The 14,473-nt window shown below is 64.0% G+C and carries 15 protein-coding genes; 9 read left to right on the forward strand and 6 right to left on the reverse strand.

Annotated features, from left to right (window positions below):
* Positions 1-2: 2 nt before the first annotated feature.
* Together ACJ0G7_RS03745 and ACJ0G7_RS03750 are read right to left on the reverse strand one after the other, a co-directional pair.
* A complete protein-coding gene (locus ACJ0G7_RS03745; RefSeq protein WP_043695633.1) occupies positions 3-518 on the reverse strand; it encodes an inorganic diphosphatase in 516 nt (171 codons plus the stop codon).
* 277 nt (positions 519-795) lie between these two features.
* On the reverse strand, positions 796-1,260 hold the full coding sequence (locus ACJ0G7_RS03750) for a hypothetical protein (protein WP_043695630.1): 465 nt from the start codon (positions 1,258-1,260) through the stop codon (positions 796-798).
* A gap of 145 nt (positions 1,261-1,405) precedes the next feature.
* On the opposite strand from ACJ0G7_RS03750, the gene ACJ0G7_RS03755 reads away from it, so the two are divergent.
* The 4 genes from ACJ0G7_RS03755 to ACJ0G7_RS03770 all read left to right on the forward strand — a co-directional run bounded on the left by ACJ0G7_RS03755 (position 1,406) and on the right by ACJ0G7_RS03770 (position 6,097).
* Complete coding sequence (locus ACJ0G7_RS03755) at positions 1,406-3,187, forward strand: proline--tRNA ligase (RefSeq protein ID WP_407395232.1); 1,782 nt, start codon at positions 1,406-1,408, stop codon at positions 3,185-3,187.
* A 25-nt stretch (positions 3,188-3,212) separates the two neighbouring features.
* Positions 3,213-3,638 (forward strand): photosystem II protein Psb27, encoded by a 426-nt coding sequence (gene psb27 / locus ACJ0G7_RS03760; protein ID WP_043695624.1) that lies wholly within the window; start codon positions 3,213-3,215, stop codon positions 3,636-3,638.
* 83 nt (positions 3,639-3,721) lie between these two features.
* Positions 3,722-5,041 (forward strand): adenylosuccinate synthase, encoded by a 1,320-nt coding sequence (locus ACJ0G7_RS03765; RefSeq protein WP_173402153.1) that lies wholly within the window; start codon positions 3,722-3,724, stop codon positions 5,039-5,041.
* A 42-nt stretch (positions 5,042-5,083) separates the two neighbouring features.
* On the forward strand, positions 5,084-6,097 hold the full coding sequence (locus ACJ0G7_RS03770; RefSeq protein ID WP_407395233.1) for an adenosine kinase: 1,014 nt from the start codon (positions 5,084-5,086) through the stop codon (positions 6,095-6,097).
* Here the strand turns inward: ACJ0G7_RS03770 and cutA are convergent.
* Positions 6,033-6,410 carry a divalent-cation tolerance protein CutA gene (cutA, locus tag ACJ0G7_RS03775; RefSeq protein ID WP_407395234.1) on the reverse strand — a complete coding sequence of 126 codons (378 nt, stop codon included), beginning with the start codon at positions 6,408-6,410 and terminating at the stop codon, positions 6,033-6,035. The two genes, ACJ0G7_RS03770 and cutA, sit on opposite strands and share 65 nt — an antisense overlap.
* Entirely contained in the window at positions 6,403-7,209 is an 807-nt protein-coding gene (locus ACJ0G7_RS03780) for a precorrin-6A/cobalt-precorrin-6A reductase (protein ID WP_407395235.1), read from the reverse strand. Before ACJ0G7_RS03780 ends, cutA begins: the two co-directional genes overlap by 8 nt.
* Positions 7,210-7,223: 14 nt before the next feature.
* On the opposite strand from ACJ0G7_RS03780, the gene ACJ0G7_RS03785 reads away from it, so the two are divergent.
* The gene (locus ACJ0G7_RS03785) at positions 7,224-7,670 is read left to right on the forward strand and encodes a single-stranded DNA-binding protein (RefSeq protein WP_043695611.1); all 447 of its coding nucleotides are present in this window, start codon (positions 7,224-7,226) and stop codon (positions 7,668-7,670) included.
* A 2-nt stretch (positions 7,671-7,672) separates the two neighbouring features.
* On the opposite strand, the gene ACJ0G7_RS03790 is transcribed toward ACJ0G7_RS03785, so the two are convergent.
* Entirely contained in the window at positions 7,673-7,867 is a 195-nt protein-coding gene (locus tag ACJ0G7_RS03790) for a hypothetical protein (RefSeq protein ID WP_043697443.1), read from the reverse strand.
* 68 nt (positions 7,868-7,935) lie between these two features.
* Between ACJ0G7_RS03790 and ACJ0G7_RS03795 the strand changes: the two genes are divergently transcribed.
* From ACJ0G7_RS03795 to ACJ0G7_RS03805, 3 genes are read left to right on the forward strand one after another with little or no spacing between them, the layout of a single operon-like run.
* Positions 7,936-8,478, forward strand: coding sequence for a DUF2854 domain-containing protein (locus ACJ0G7_RS03795; protein ID WP_043695608.1), 543 nt, complete (start codon positions 7,936-7,938; stop codon positions 8,476-8,478).
* Complete coding sequence (argB, locus tag ACJ0G7_RS03800; RefSeq protein WP_407395236.1) at positions 8,471-9,352, forward strand: acetylglutamate kinase; 882 nt, start codon at positions 8,471-8,473, stop codon at positions 9,350-9,352. The genes ACJ0G7_RS03795 and argB overlap by 8 nt, the downstream gene beginning before the upstream one ends.
* A gap of 3 nt (positions 9,353-9,355) precedes the next feature.
* Complete coding sequence (locus ACJ0G7_RS03805) at positions 9,356-10,411, forward strand: DUF3153 domain-containing protein (protein ID WP_407395237.1); 1,056 nt, start codon at positions 9,356-9,358, stop codon at positions 10,409-10,411.
* Here the strand turns inward: ACJ0G7_RS03805 and priA are convergent, their stop codons facing one another.
* Positions 10,412-12,664, reverse strand: a complete 2,253-nt coding sequence (gene priA, locus ACJ0G7_RS03810; RefSeq protein WP_407395238.1) for a primosomal protein N' — start codon at positions 12,662-12,664, stop codon at positions 10,412-10,414. It lies immediately after the preceding gene.
* Positions 12,665-12,969: 305 nt separating this feature from the next.
* Between priA and rpoD the strand changes: the two genes are divergently transcribed.
* The gene (gene rpoD, locus ACJ0G7_RS03815; protein WP_407395239.1) at positions 12,970-14,412 is read left to right on the forward strand and encodes an RNA polymerase sigma factor RpoD; all 1,443 of its coding nucleotides are present in this window, start codon (positions 12,970-12,972) and stop codon (positions 14,410-14,412) included.
* Positions 14,413-14,473: the final 61 nt, after the last annotated feature.

Raw genomic sequence — 14,473 nt, forward strand, 5'->3', positions numbered from 1 at the left:
ACTTACAAGCATCTCGCCGCAGCGATGCAGGCGTCGAGCAGCGGTTGAACCGCATCGACGTCCCGCCAGCCGTCGATCGTGACGACGCGGCCCTCAAAATTCTTATAAGTGCGGAAGAATTCCGAGACATCCTCAAGCTGGGATGGAGCGATCTGCCGGATGCTGCGGATGGTCCGCTGACGTGGATCCGCCTCAGGCACGCAGAGCAGCTTGGCGTCGTACGCCCCCCGGTCATGGAGATCCAGCAGGCCGATCGGACGAGCCTTGATCAGGCATCCTGCGAACGTGGGCTCCGCCATGATCACCATGGCATCCAGAGGCGAGCCATCCTCCGCGAGCGTGTTGGGGATGAAGCCGTAATCGAAGGGGTAGCGGACCGAGGAATGCAGCACACGGTCGAGTGCCATCACCCCTGCTTCAGCGGAATATTCGTATTTGTTGCGGCTACCAGCCGGGATCTCCACCAGCAGATTGACCAGCCCTGGTGAGGGAGAAGGGGGGAGGGGGCGGAGATCCATCGCGTTGCTGGGCGGTGGGCGTCAGCCCGGACCATCCGGAGGAACGATCGGTGATGACTGCAGCGAGAGGGGCGCCGACGCTGGAGAGAGCGATGATCAGGCCGATCAGGGCCGTGACAGGGGGGCCCGGACTGAAAGGGTCTTCGCTCTCTGAACTCGAGGACGAATCGTCCTGGTGGTGGAATGCCGGATCAGTGGCCATGTCGTTGGGTTGGCCGGAGCCGAACCCTCATCTCGTCACAGGGTGAATGTCGTCATTCTGTCACCGACCCCAGGCTCATGCAGCAGGCCGATCCTGACGATCGCGCCTGGCATCGAGATCGGATGGCGGCTGCGACAGGCCCTCAAGGTGGGAACGGATTCCCTTGAGCTCCTCGAGGATGGAACCCAGCATCTGCTGTGTCGCGGTGGAGGGTGAGTTCAGAACCTCGACAGTGACCTCCTTGATCCGCAGAACATCCTTGGCGAAACGCGCCACCTCGTTGGGATGAAACAGCAGCGGATCCTTCTGATCACTGCGGTATTCAGGATTCAGCTTGCGCGGATTGAAAGGGGGATTCAGGTTCCGAGGGTCTGTGTTGGTGTACCGGTATACAGAAGCCCTGGAACGGTTCAGTGATTTCTGAACATCATCGATGCCGACGAGAGCATCACTCTGCGCCGCAGTTGCTGCAACATCCCCGACGATTTCAACCGATTGTTGAATTTGCGAAGCAACAGATTCAACCGACCGAGGAAACATGAGATAACCCTTGGACAGCCTGGAATGCTCGGACCGTAGCAGCCGAGACTCATGTCGCACACGGGTTTTCAAGCGAGACGGACACTTAAGTGATCGGCACCTGTTCGGATCGGTGATAACTTTTCGCCGACTTCAGGGATCGATCATGCGCGTCTCCGGCCTGATGTTGGTGACGCTCAGGGATGTTCCCTCCGAAGCGGAGATCACATCTCACCAACTGCTTCTTCGGGCGGGCTACATCCGGCGTGTCGGATCCGGCATCTATGCGTATCTGCCTCTGATGTGGAGGGTCCTGCAGCGGATCACAGCCATCGTCCGGGAGGAGATGAACGGCGCTGGTGCTCTGGAATCGCTGCTCCCGCAGCTGCATCCGGCTGAACTGTGGCAACGCAGCGGGCGCTGGCAGGGCTACACCGCCGGCGAAGGAATCATGTTTCACCTCGAAGACCGCCAGGGTCGCCAGCTGGGACTGGGACCCACCCACGAAGAGGTGATCACGAGCCTTGCCGGCGATCTGCTCCGGTCCTACCGACAGCTGCCGGTGAACCTGTATCAGATCCAGACCAAGTTCCGGGACGAGATCCGCCCTCGCTTCGGGCTCATGCGGGGACGCGAATTCATCATGAAAGACGCCTACTCCTTCCATGCGGATGAGGCGGATCTTCGGGCCACCTACGAGCGCATGGATCAGGCCTACCGACGCATCTTCGAGCGCTGCGGCCTTGAGGCTGTTCCCGTGGATGCCGACAGTGGCGCGATCGGAGGAGCCGCGTCCCAGGAGTTCATGGTGACGGCGGATGCCGGTGAAGACCTGATTCTGATCAGCGACGACGGGGTGTATTCCGCCAACCAGGAGAAGGCGGTCTCGCTGCCGTCCCCGGCAGTACCGCTTCAGACGGCTGAGATGGCACTGGTGGAAACCCCAGGCCAGACCAGCATCGCGGCCGTCTGCGAGACGCAGGGCTGGCACCCCTCACAGATGGTCAAAGTGCTGCTGCTGGTGGCGAGGCTCGAGGACGGCGAGGAGCAACCCGTTCTGCTGAGCCTGCGGGGTGATCAGGAGCTCAATGACGTGAAACTCATCAACGCCCTGAGCGTTGAACTGGGTGCAGGAGTGCTGGACTGCCGAAGCATCACAACGGAGGACATCAGCCGCCAGGGCTTGAGCGGGATCCCCTTCGGATCGATCGGTCCGGATCTGGACGATGCGCTGCTGTCCGGGGCCTCCAGCTGGAGAACGCGCTTCCTGCGCCTTACCGACGCGACGGCCACGACCCTGGACAGCTTCTGCTGCGGAGCCAATCAGCCGGACATGCATCGCAGCCATTGCACCTGGGCTGAGCTGGGAGGCACACCAGCGGCCGTCGACCTGCGCACCGCCAGAGCGGGCGAAGCCTGTGTGCACAACCCCGAGGCACGACTGGAGGCAAGGCGGGGCATCGAAGTCGGGCACATCTTTCAGCTCGGACGCAAGTACTCCACAGCGCTGGAGAGCCGTTTCACAAACGAGGCTGGGCAGGAGGAACCCTTCTGGATGGGGTGTTACGGCATCGGGATCTCCCGCCTGGCCCAGGCCGCCGTTGAACAGCATCACGACGAGGCCGGCATCTGCTGGCCGGAAGCGATGGCACCCTTCGAGGCGATCGTGGTGGTGGCCAACATCCAGGACGAGGGCCAGGCCGCCCTTGGCACGCAGCTCTACGACAGCCTCCTGCAAGCAGGGGTCGACGCACTGCTGGATGACCGCCGCGAACGGGCAGGTGTGAAATTCAAGGATGCGGATCTGATCGGAATCCCCTGGCGAATCGTGGTGGGACGCGATGCGGCGGACGGATTGGTGGAACTGGTTCAGCGCCGTGGACGGCAGGTGAGCAAGCTTCACCACAGCGAAGCCCTCAGTGCTCTGATCAGCGCCCTTCGCCCTTAAAGTCCCACCCAGTCACAACGGATCGATGCTCTCCGCCCTGGCACGTCTGCTGAAGCCTCTCTCCCGAGTGACCATCGCCCTCGGATTGTCTCTCTGCCTGCTTCTCAGCGCCTGCAGCGGAGATGCCGAAGCCCGTCTCAGCGGTGACTACGTCGAGGACACCGTCGCGGTCTCCCGCAGCCTGCTCGAGGTGATCGATCTGCCGCAGGATGCCGAAGGACATGCCGAAGCCGAGGTCGAGGCCCGAGCACTGATCAACGACTACATGTCGCGCTACAGGCCGCAGTCCAGGGTGAATGGCCTCACCTCCTTCACCACCATGCAGACCGCTCTCAACTCCCTGGCCGGTCACTATGCGGGCTACGCCAACCGTCCCCTCCCGGAGGACCTGCACGACCGCATCGCCAAGGAACTCACCAAGGCAGAACGGTCCGCCGTCCGCGGCAGCTGATCCATCCGGCTTCATCTCTTTGACGGCCGGACACCACATCTGAGAGACTCCCGGATTGTGCAGATTCGCGGCTTCGGGCCGCAGTGTCCTTGGCCAACGTTGTCGTCATCGGAGCTCAGTGGGGTGACGAGGGGAAAGGCAAGATCACCGATCTTCTGAGCCGGTCCGCTGATGTCGTCGTTCGCTATCAGGGCGGCGTCAACGCAGGCCACACGATCGTTGTTGATGAGCGCGTTCTCAAGCTGCATCTGATCCCTTCCGGGATTCTCTATCCGGACACCATCTGCCTGATCGGCTCAGGGACCGTGGTCGACCCGAGGGTGATGCTCGGCGAACTCGAAATGCTGAAGGAGAACGATATCGACATCTCGGGGCTGCAACTGGCCTCGACGGCTCACGTGACGATGCCCTATCACCGCCTGCTGGATCAGGCGATGGAGAAGCAGCGCGGTGCCCGTCGGATCGGCACCACCGGGCGCGGCATCGGCCCCACCTATGCCGACAAGTCCCAGCGCAGCGGGATCAGGGTGATCGATCTTCTGGACGAGCAGCGGCTCAGGGAGCGTCTGGAAGGGCCGTTGCAGGAGAAGAATCAGCTGCTCGAGACGATCTACGCGGTGGAGCCCCTGGATCCCGACGCGGTGATCAGCGAGTACCTCGACTACGGCCGCAGGTTGTCCCCCCATGTGGTCGACTGCACCCGCGCCATCCACCAGGCCGCCCGCGAACGCAAGAACATTCTCTTCGAGGGTGCCCAGGGAACCCTCCTGGACCTTGATCACGGCACCTATCCCTACGTCACCTCCTCAAACCCGGTCTCCGGAGGTGCCTGCATTGGTGCCGGGGTGGGACCCACCCTGATCGACAGGGTCATCGGTGTTGCCAAGGCGTACACCACCCGAGTCGGGGAAGGGCCTTTCCCGACCGAGCTGAGCGGCAGCCTGAACGACCAGCTGACGGAACGCGGTGGTGAATTCGGAACCACCACCGGCCGGCGCCGGCGGTGCGGCTGGTTCGACGGGGTGATCGGTCGCTACGCCGTTCAGGTGAACGGCCTTGATTGCCTCGCCGTCACCAAGCTGGATGTGCTGGATGAACTGGATGCGATTCAGGTCTGCGTGGCCTACGAGCTGGATGGCGAACGGATCGATCACTTCCCCAGCAGCTCCGACGACTTCGCCCGTTGCCAGCCCATCTTCGAGACCCTGCCTGGATGGCAGTGCTCCACCGAGGACTGCCGCAAACTGGAGGATCTGCCCGAGGCAGCCATGGCCTATCTGCGCTTCCTCGCGGATCTGATGGAGGTGCCGATCGCCATCGTCTCCCTCGGCGCCAGCCGTGACCAGACCATCGTGGTGGAGGATCCGATCCATGGTCCGAAGCGGGCTCTGCTCAGCGCCTGATCACGACGGGAGGCCATACTGCGGGCCCTCAACCGCTTCTCCATGGCTCCCGACGCCCGCTTCCCCAGCTCCTGCAGCCTTGACGTGGTGGGAATCGGCAACGCCATCGTTGACGTGCTGGTTCAGACCGACGACAGCTTCCTGAACGCCCATGGCCTGCAGAAAGGCGGCATGGCCCTGATCGATGAGCAGCAGGCGGAGGCCCTCTACAAAGCGAGTGGTCCAGGACTCGAAACCTCCGGTGGCTCCGTTGCCAACACCATGGTGGGGATCGCTCAGCTGGGAGGGCGGGCCGGATTCATCGGCCGCGTCCGCGACGACCAACTCGGAACGATCTTCAGCCACGACATCCGTGCTGTTGGCGCCCGTTTCGACACCCCATCAGCCACCAGCGGCGCCACGACGGCTCGCTGTCTGATCTACGTGACTCCAGATGCGGAGCGCACGATGTGCACCTTCCTCGGCGCCTCAACCCAGCTGGAGCCCGACGATCTGGATCTCTCGATGGTGCGTGAGACCAAGGTGCTCTACCTCGAGGGTTATCTCTGGGACAGTCCTGCCGCCAAACGCGCTTTCATCGCAGCAGCAGAAGCCTGCCGCGAAGCGGGTGGTCAGGTGGCTCTCTCGCTCTCCGACGGCTTCTGCGTCGATCGCCATCGCGACAGTTTCCTGGAGCTGGTGAACGGTCATGTGGATGTGCTGTTCGCCAATGAAACGGAGATCCTGTCGCTCTATGAGACCGCCGATCTCGCTGTTGCCCTGGATCGGGTGCGCAGCTGCTGCTCGACCGTCGCCATCACCCGCGGAGCAGACGGTTCGGTGGTGATGAGCGGTGACGAGCGCTGGGACATCGGCATCTTCGGGATGGGAGATCTGCTCGACACCACCGGAGCCGGCGATCTCTATGCCGGCGGTTTCCTGCACGCTTACACCCAGGGGGAGTCGCTGGAGCGCTGCGGTCAGCTGGGAGCCCTCTGCGCCGGGCAGATCGTCACCCAGCTGGGGGCCCGCTCTCAGGTGTCTCTGAAAGAGCTGGCGGCAGCGCATCTGAACTGACCGCATCCCGTGCCCAGGCGCCATAGGCGGGCGATGTCTCCACCTGCCAGCTGACCCATTCCGGGGTGTCGTAGCTGTGCAGCTCCGTCAGAGCGAGACGCAGCGGCTCAAGACAGGCCTCGCTGGTCTTGAGCAGAAGCTGCACTTCGTTGTCGCGCGTCAGCTCCCCCTGCCAGTGGAACAGGGAATGGATCGGCGTGAGACTGACGCAGGCCACCAGTCGGCGTTGCAACAGAGCCTCCGCCAGTGTCCCGGCCCGATCGGCATCCGCCTCGGTGGTGAGCACCAGCCAGATCGCTGAAGGATCAGCCATGGGCGATGCGCTCCAGCAGAGCCGACTCACTGGGAACAGTCTCCACCTGAGCAGCCGAGGGCGGTCGTCGCAGCAGCCACAGCTGCAACCCCTGCTCCAGGGCGATCCGGCGCCAGAGCCGCTCCGTGACCCCACCGGATTGACGGCAGAGCACATCGGTGATCGCCCAGTGCCGGCAAAGCGCCTGCTCGATGCCTCCGGCTGGTTCCCCCTGAAGCGGTCTCAACACAGCCAGATGCCCCTGGGGCAGATCCGCTGCCAGGGCACCCCGGAGTCCAGCGGCCGAGGGCAGGGTCCTGGCGAAGACCTCCGCTCCACTGACCCGTGCAAGCCGAGCAGCCGCAGCCAGATGGCGTCCGCCGATGGCCAGCATCAGCCGACGCCCCTGCAGAGCGGCACCGCTCAGATCATCGATCCCTTGCAGGACCGTGGCAGAGCCTCCGGTTTCAAGCGGGCGCTCCAGCCGCAGCAGCGGCTGCCCAAGACCGCCGCAGACCTGCTCCAGATCGGCGCTGATCTGCGTGGCGAAGGGATGGGTGGCATCCACCACCCATCGGAACGGACCCCGCTCCCCCACGAAGGCGGCGATGGCAGCTTCCCCCTGGAGGGCACCGACGGCGAGCGACTCCAACCCCAGCGATGCGTAAGCCCGTGCCGCCGATGGCGTCACAACACTGACCTGCACCCGCCAGCCCCGCTTGATCAGCGCAGCCGCGAGACGCGGCCCCTCCCCGGTTCCGGCAAGAAGCCAGAGCTGATCCTGGCGATTCCCGCAGCTGTGCATCAGGATGGCTCCCATCGCTGAACAGGGCCATGAACCACTGCGTGCTCGAAGTGGAGGTGATCGAAGCACCGACGGTTCGCTACACCCAGGACAACCAGACACCGATTGCCGAAATGGCCGTTCGGTTCGATCCGCTGCGTGCCGATGATCCCCCGGGTGAACTCAAGGTCGTGGGCTGGGGCAACCTCGCCCAGGATCTTCAGAACCGTGTGCAGGTGGGCCAGCGGCTCGTGCTGGAAGGTCGGCTGAGGATGAACACCGTCCCCAGACAGGACGGCACGAAGGAGAAACGGGCTGAATTCACCCTCGCGCGCCTGCATCCCGTCGGCGGCCAGACGCCAGGCCCTGCTCCGGAGACGGCTCCGGCCAGCCGTGAGGCACCTGCCGCACCCGTCAGAGCAAAACAGCCCGAACCTGAAACGACCAGCTGGAATTCCGCTCCTCTGGTGCCGGACACCGACGAGATCCCCTTCTGATCTCACCGACCTCCGTTCTCCTCCTGCAGTTCACTGGCTCGGGTGAGCATCTGACCGAGTTCCCGTTCCAGGGCAGCCAGATCCAGCCGTAGATCGGGCCAGCGACCGCTGTCGATCTGCTGCAGCAGCAGGGCCCGATCAGCATCCAGGAGCTGCAGCAGTTCCCGGAGATCCGGGGACGGGGTCTCACTCACGATCGTCCACAGCGGTGACCGCTCCATCCTGATGGGCGGGACGTCACAATGACGAACACTCAGGCCTGTCCATGAAAGACTTCCTCTCCCCCGGCAGCCTGGTCACGGTGGCCGGAGGCGTGCTCACGGTGGTCGGCGCCGTCGCCTACGGCACAGGTAACGCCAACCTGAGCCTGCCCACGATTTTCTACGGCATTCCGATCCTGCTCGGGGGGCTTGCTTTGAAGTCCTCGGAGCTGCCTCCGGCCCGCCGGGTCACTCCCAAGGCCGCGCTGAAGAACGAACGCGAGCAGGCGGCCCCGGAGCTGACGAAGCTGCTGTCAGATGTGACCCGATGGCGATATGGACAGAAAGCCCATCTCGAGTCATCCCTTGAGGCTCTCAAGCTTTGGGATGAGGACAATCCACCGCAACTCGAAGAGATCGAGGAACTGAACGAAGACGGGGGCTATGGACTGCGGCTTCGCTTCCAGCTCGGTGCGATCCCACTTGAGCGCTGGCAGGCACGCCAGGACCGTCTCAGTCGCTTCTTCTCGAAGGGGCTGCATGCCGAGCTGACCCCTCTCGACAACGACCGCCTCGATCTGCGTCTGCTGCCGGTTGTCGATGGCTGATTCCAAGCAGTCCGGGGATGACGCCCTGAGGGTGTCCGTCCTGAGCGAGGCCCTGCCGTACATCCAGCATTTCGCTGGCCGACGCATCGTGGTGAAGTACGGGGGCGCCGCCATGGCCCACGCCGAGTTGCGCGATGCCGTGTTCAGGGATCTGGCGCTGCTGGCCTGCGTGGGAGTCCAGCCGGTGGTGGTCCACGGTGGTGGGCCCGAAATCAACCAATGGCTGAAGCGCCTGGAGATCCCAGCGGAATTCCGTGACGGCCTTCGTGTCACCGATGCCGACACCATGGATGTGGTGGAGATGGTGCTGGTCGGGCGCGTCAACAAGCAGATCGTCAATGGTCTCAACCGGCTCGGTGCCCGCGCAGTCGGCCTGAGCGGCAGCGACGGCGGTCTCGTGGAAGCGAGGCCCTGGGGGGATGGCAGCCACGGGCTGGTGGGTGACGTGGCCCGCGTCAACCCTGATGTGCTCGAACCCCTCCTGGAGCGCGGCTACGTCCCGGTGATCTCCAGCGTCGCCGCCACTCCTGAAGACGGCAAGGCCCACAACATCAATGCGGACACGGTGGCGGGAGAGGTTGCCGCAGCCCTGGAGGCCGAGAAGCTGGTGCTGCTCACTGACACACCAGGCATCCTGCGGGATCGGGCGGATCCGGCGTCCCTGATTCGCCAGCTGCGGCTGTCGGAGGCGCGCCAGCTGATCCATGACGGTGTGGTGGCCGGCGGCATGACGCCCAAAACGGAGTGCTGCATCCGAGCTCTCGCCCAGGGCGTCGCGGCGGCGCACATCATCGACGGCCGCGTCCCTCATGCTCTGCTGCTGGAGGTTTTCACCGATGCCGGCATCGGCACGATGGTGGTGGGACGCGGCTGACCCGTGAGCTCCCCGACCGAACCGCTGGATCTGCGTGCCGCCGAAGCAGCACTGGAACGTGGCGATTACGGCCAATGCCTGGAGCTGCTGGCTCCTGTGGCGGAGTCCCATCCGCTTCCGGATGCCCATGGAGCCCGGGTCAGGCTGCTGATGGTCACCGCCTGGATGGGTCAGGGCAACGACAGCGAGGCCATCGCCACCTGCCGTCTGCTGACTCGCCGCGGCGACCCTGAACTCCGTCAGCAGGCCAAGCAGTTGCTGACGATTCTGGAGGCCCCGGCACTCACCAGACCGGAAAGCTGGTCCATGCGACTTCCCCAGCTGGAGATGTCTGCCACCGGCAGCCGCGCCTCCTCGACCGTTCGGCGACGCAAGCGCCGCCCACCCCCACCACCGCCGCCACCGACAGGTCCGACCCAGGCACCGGCCCTCGGCTTCGCCGCGCTGGTGACAGCCGTGCTGCTGGGACTGACCCTTCTGCTCAGCGGCTGCATCCGCATCGAGGCGGACCTCACCATCCCAGGGCCGGATCGAGTCGCCCTGAGCTGGCAGGTGCAGAGTGGCAATGGTCGGCTGCTGCCCTGGCAGAGCCGTTTCGAGGAAAAGCTGCATCACGACCTGCCCCAGCTGCAGGTGAGCCACCCGGGACCTGGCGCGCAGCGCATCGTCTCCGCTGCGCAACCCATGCGGATCGTGAGCTCAGAACTGGAACGGATGGTTCAGCTCGCCGCGGAATCCGCCGGGATGGAGCTGCCATCACCAAGCCTCACGCTGCGGGAGCGCAACTGGATTGTTGGCGTGCAGCAGACCCTGGTCCTGGATCTGGATCTGTCGACCCTTCCGGAGATCCCTGATCTGGAGATCCTGGTGAACATGGACGAGGGCAGCACCCTGCACAGGCTCCACGGCGGTGAGCGCATGACCGCTGAACGTCACAACTGGAGCTGGAGCGGACTGGGTCTGGGCAGCATCGCTGTCGCCTTGCTGCTGTTGCTGAGCCTGCTCCTGCAGGGAATCCGCCGGAATCTGGGATTCGGCTTCCCTGAACTGCCGTCCTGATCAGAGATCCAGAGGATCCGGATCAACCGCCAGGGCCACTCCCTGTGGCAGTCCCTCCCACAGCGCTTCACCGGAAGGCAAAGGCAACGGTGATCCCGCCGGCCCGTGCATCAACAGCTGCCAGCGACTGCGACCGGCCACCCGTGCCACAGGCGCCGGAGCCGGACCCACCAGCCACCAACCCTGGGAGGAGCAGAGAGGCCGAATTCGCTCCGCAAGCACCGTCGCAGCCGTGGCCGTGGCCGTGGCCGACTCTCCGGACAGACGCAACAGACAGGCGCGACTGAAAGGCACCAGTCCAGCTTCCCGTCGCAGCTGGATTTCCTGGGCCAGGAAATCCTCGTATCGCCCATCCACCAGATGACGGATCACCGGATGCTCCGGTGAATAGGTCTGCACCAGCACCTGCCCCGGGCGCTCGCCACGACCGGCACGCCCCGCCAGCTGGAGCAGCAGCTGCAACGCCTGCTCGCCCGCCCGCAGATCGGGGCGGTGCAGCAGGCCGTCGGCCGCGAGCACTGCGGCCAGGGTGACCCGGGGGAGATCCATCCCCTTGGCCAGCATCTGAGTTCCGATCAGCACATCCGCCTCCCCGGCCGCGAAGCGGTCCAGAAGACGGCGGTGTCCATCGCGACCACCGGTGGAATCACGATCGAAGCGCAGCAACCGCAGATCCTCCAGCTCCTCTGCCAGCAGCTCGAGCACCCGCTGGGTCCCGGCACCGAAGGGCTTGAACGCTGTGGAACCGCAATGGTTGCAGCGGGTTTCGATCTCAGCCCGGTGATCGCACCAGTGACAGCGAAGCCACTGACGTCCTCCATGGCCGCGATGCACGGTGAGCGCCACATCGCAGTGGGGGCACTGCACCACTTCACCGCAGCTGCGACAACCGAGAAACGGGCTGTAACCACGGCGCGGCACCAGCACAACGGCTTGCTCGCCCCGCTCCGGCAGTTGCTGGAGCCGTTCCATCAGAGGCCGGCTGATCAGGCGGCGATGTCCTTCCGCTAGTTCGTGCCGCATGTCCACCACATGCACCGGAGGCAAGGGCTGCTCGGAAATACGACGCCGTAGACAGGCCAGGGTGAGAGGCCCGTCGGGGCTCAGCTGCACCCAGCTGTCCAGCGATGGTGTGGCACTGCCCAGCACCACGCGGCCCCCGCAGCGCTGAACCCGGTCCATGGCGAGATCACGGGCGTGGTAGCAGGGCATTGGAGAGTCCTGCTTGTAGGAACTGTCGTGCTCCTCATCCAGCACCACGAGTCCGAGCGGATCGAGGGGCATGAACATCGCGGAACGGGTTCCCACCACCACCAGGGGCTGGTCCGGCTCAAGACAGTGCTGCCAGGCCCGCAGCCGTTCACGGTCCCGGCAGCCGCTGTGATATTCCAGGACCCGGGCTCCGAAGCGCCGGCGACAGCGATCCACGAGCTGTGGGATCAGTCCGATCTCCGGTGTGAGCAGCAGAACATGCCGGCCCGCCGCCAGCTCTGCAGCGGCGAGCTGCAGATACACCTCGGTCTTTCCTGAGCCCGTGATGCCCCAGAGCAGCAATCCCTTGCCTGGAGCCAGTGTCTGGTACGCCGCCACCGCCTTCTGCTGTTCCTCGGTGAGAACTCGGGGAGACTCGAGGTGAGGGGGGGACGACAGCTCAGCGTCAGCTGACGACTGACGCTGTTCGCGTTCGATGCAGCCTTTGCGGACGAGCGCTGCCACAACAGCGCCACTGAATCCGGCCGCCTCCACACCCCGCTGCCACGACCCTCCGCCCTGACGATCCAGATACGCGAGCAGATCCTGCTGTCGTTGGGTGAGATCGGGCAGCGGCTGAGCCGTCGTTCTCTGCAGCCACCACAGTCGACGACCGGAGCGAACGGCCGAGGCCCGGGCCTGGCCGAGCCACCCCGCGGGGAGAGCAGCCTTGAGCATCCGGAACGCACTGAGGTGACATCGCTCAGCGACGCCATCGAGCCATTGCCTCCAGTCGGAGGGAACAGCCGCGCGCTGCAGCAGAGCCTCAACCGGCTGAAGCGCAGCCTGCCTGTCTGCAGGCATCGCCTGGACGGGGCATCCCACCACCAGCCCGTGCATCGTCCGATTGCGCAGGGGGACGCGCACCAGATCGCCCGGCTGCAGACGCAAGTCAGGATCAGCCCGATAGGTGAAGACACGGCCCTCGCGACCGGCCTCCAGCCAAACGTCGACCGGCTGAGCGTCAGCTGACAGGATGTTGCACGGATCGGAAAACTTCATTAACATGAATGAGTTGGTGCGTTTTGACCAACACCTGCCCTTGACCCAGCGGGAAGACACGCAGTCTGAAGCCAGGACAACCTTCCTGCAGCTCCAGCCGGTCTGAGACCACCCCGGGCAAGTCAGGATGTCGTCCCTCGGACGCCCCGTTTATCGGAACGCCCCCTCCAGCACTCAAAGAACCGGTTCCTGAGCAGCTCTGAACGGCTGTTCAGGTTCCAAGAGGTTTTGCCTGTTCCGACACGCCATGGCGCGTGTTCCGGTGCAGCAGTCCGCAGCACCTTTTCCGCCTTCTGTTCATCGCTATGAGTCCTTCCGCCACCAAGACAGCTCAACCGGACATCGTCCTGCTGGCCAATGCCAATGGAGAGCTGAAGGAGGTGACATCCGTCAGCAAGGCGGAGACGAAAAAGGCACCCGCGAAAGCACGGACCAGCCGATCGAAATCCAGTAGCAAGGATCTGAGCGCCGCCGCCGATGAGCTGCTGGCGGCAGCCGATCAGGCCTCGACCGACAAGGCCGCCAAGACGTCAACCTCCGTGAAGAAGGCAGCCCCCAAGACGGCGACGAAGAAACCCGCGGCCACGAAAGCTGCGGCAGCCAAAGCGAAGCCAGCCCGGAGTTCGGCCGCCAAGAGCAAAACCGGCGCCAAAGCCAGCGCAGCAACAGCCAAAGCCAAGGACGCCGCCTCCAAAGAAGCGGTAGCCACAGTTTCTCCAGAGGAGAAAGCGAAGGCCGCTGCTGCGGAAAAGGAGGCCAAAGCCAAGGCCCTGGCCAGCATCAAGATCGGTCCGAAGGGGGTCTACACCGAAGACTCCATCCGGGTTTACCTGCAGGAGATCGGCCGGATCCGTCTGCTGCGGCCGGACGAAGAGATTGAACTGGCGCGCAAGATCGCCGACTTGCTCCATCTCGAGGAGTTGGCAGCACAGTTCGAAAGCGACAACGGCAAGCATCCCGACACCAAGGAATGGGCTGCTCTGGTGGAGATGCCGGTGATCCGTTTCCGACGCCGGCTGATGCTGGGGCGTCGGGCCAAGGAAAAAATGGTGCAGTCGAACCTGCGCCTGGTGGTCTCGATCGCCAAGAAGTACATGAACAGAGGCCTGAGCTTCCAGGATCTGATTCAGGAAGGCAGCCTCGGCCTGATCCGTGCGGCTGAGAAGTTCGATCACGAGAAGGGCTACAAGTTCTCCACCTACGCCACCTGGTGGATCCGACAGGCGATCACCCGCGCCATCGCGGACCAGAGCCGCACCATCCGTCTTCCCGTTCACCTTTACGAGACGATTTCCCGGATCAAGAAAACCACCAAGGTGCTGTCCCAGGAATTCGGTCGCAAACCGACAGAAGAGGAGATCGCCGAATCGATGGAGATGACCATCGAGAAGCTGCGTTTCATCGCCAAGAGCGCTCAGCTGCCGATTTCCCTGGAAACACCGATCGGAAAGGAGGAGGACTCCCGCCTCGGCGATTTCATCGAAGCCGACATCGAGAATCCAGAGCAGGACGTGGCCAAGAATCTTCTTCGCGAAGATCTCGAAGGTGTGCTCGCCACCCTCAGCCCAAGAGAGCGCGATGTGCTGCGTCTGCGCTACGGCCTGGATGACGGCCGCATGAAGACCCTGGAGGAGATCGGACAGATCTTCGATGTGACGCGCGAACGGATCCGTCAGATCGAGGCAAAAGCCCTGAGAAAGCTGCGCCACCCCAACCGCAACGGCGTTCTCAAGGAATACATCAAGTGAAACGATCCGATTGACACGGATTCGATGCCACAAAAAAAGACCGCCAAATGGCGGTCTTTTT

Origin of the sequence: Parasynechococcus sp. (assembly GCF_045559935.1) — a bacterium.
In the GTDB taxonomy this organism is placed as follows: Bacteria; Cyanobacteriota; Cyanobacteriia; order PCC-6307; family Cyanobiaceae; genus Parasynechococcus.

Excerpts from the sequence above, each read along its gene's own strand:
- ACJ0G7_RS03745 (WP_043695633.1), bottom strand. The coding sequence starts at position 518 with ATGGATCTCCGCCCCCTCCCCCCTTCTCCCTCACCAGGGCTGGTCAAT.
- ACJ0G7_RS03750 (WP_043695630.1), bottom strand. The coding sequence starts at position 1,260 with ATGTTTCCTCGGTCGGTTGAATCTGTTGCTTCGCAAATTCAACAATCG.
- ACJ0G7_RS03755 (WP_407395232.1), top strand. The coding sequence starts at position 1,406 with ATGCGCGTCTCCGGCCTGATGTTGGTGACGCTCAGGGATGTTCCCTCC.
- psb27 (WP_043695624.1), top strand. The coding sequence starts at position 3,213 with ATGCTCTCCGCCCTGGCACGTCTGCTGAAGCCTCTCTCCCGAGTGACC.
- ACJ0G7_RS03770 (WP_407395233.1), top strand. The coding sequence starts at position 5,084 with ATGGCTCCCGACGCCCGCTTCCCCAGCTCCTGCAGCCTTGACGTGGTG.
- cutA (WP_407395234.1), bottom strand. The coding sequence starts at position 6,410 with ATGGCTGATCCTTCAGCGATCTGGCTGGTGCTCACCACCGAGGCGGAT.
- ACJ0G7_RS03780 (WP_407395235.1), bottom strand. The coding sequence starts at position 7,209 with ATGGGAGCCATCCTGATGCACAGCTGCGGGAATCGCCAGGATCAGCTC.
- ACJ0G7_RS03785 (WP_043695611.1), top strand. The coding sequence starts at position 7,224 with ATGAACCACTGCGTGCTCGAAGTGGAGGTGATCGAAGCACCGACGGTT.
- ACJ0G7_RS03795 (WP_043695608.1), top strand. The coding sequence starts at position 7,936 with ATGAAAGACTTCCTCTCCCCCGGCAGCCTGGTCACGGTGGCCGGAGGC.
- argB (WP_407395236.1), top strand. The coding sequence starts at position 8,471 with ATGGCTGATTCCAAGCAGTCCGGGGATGACGCCCTGAGGGTGTCCGTC.
- priA (WP_407395238.1), bottom strand. The coding sequence starts at position 12,664 with ATGAAGTTTTCCGATCCGTGCAACATCCTGTCAGCTGACGCTCAGCCG.
- rpoD (WP_407395239.1), top strand. The coding sequence starts at position 12,970 with ATGAGTCCTTCCGCCACCAAGACAGCTCAACCGGACATCGTCCTGCTG.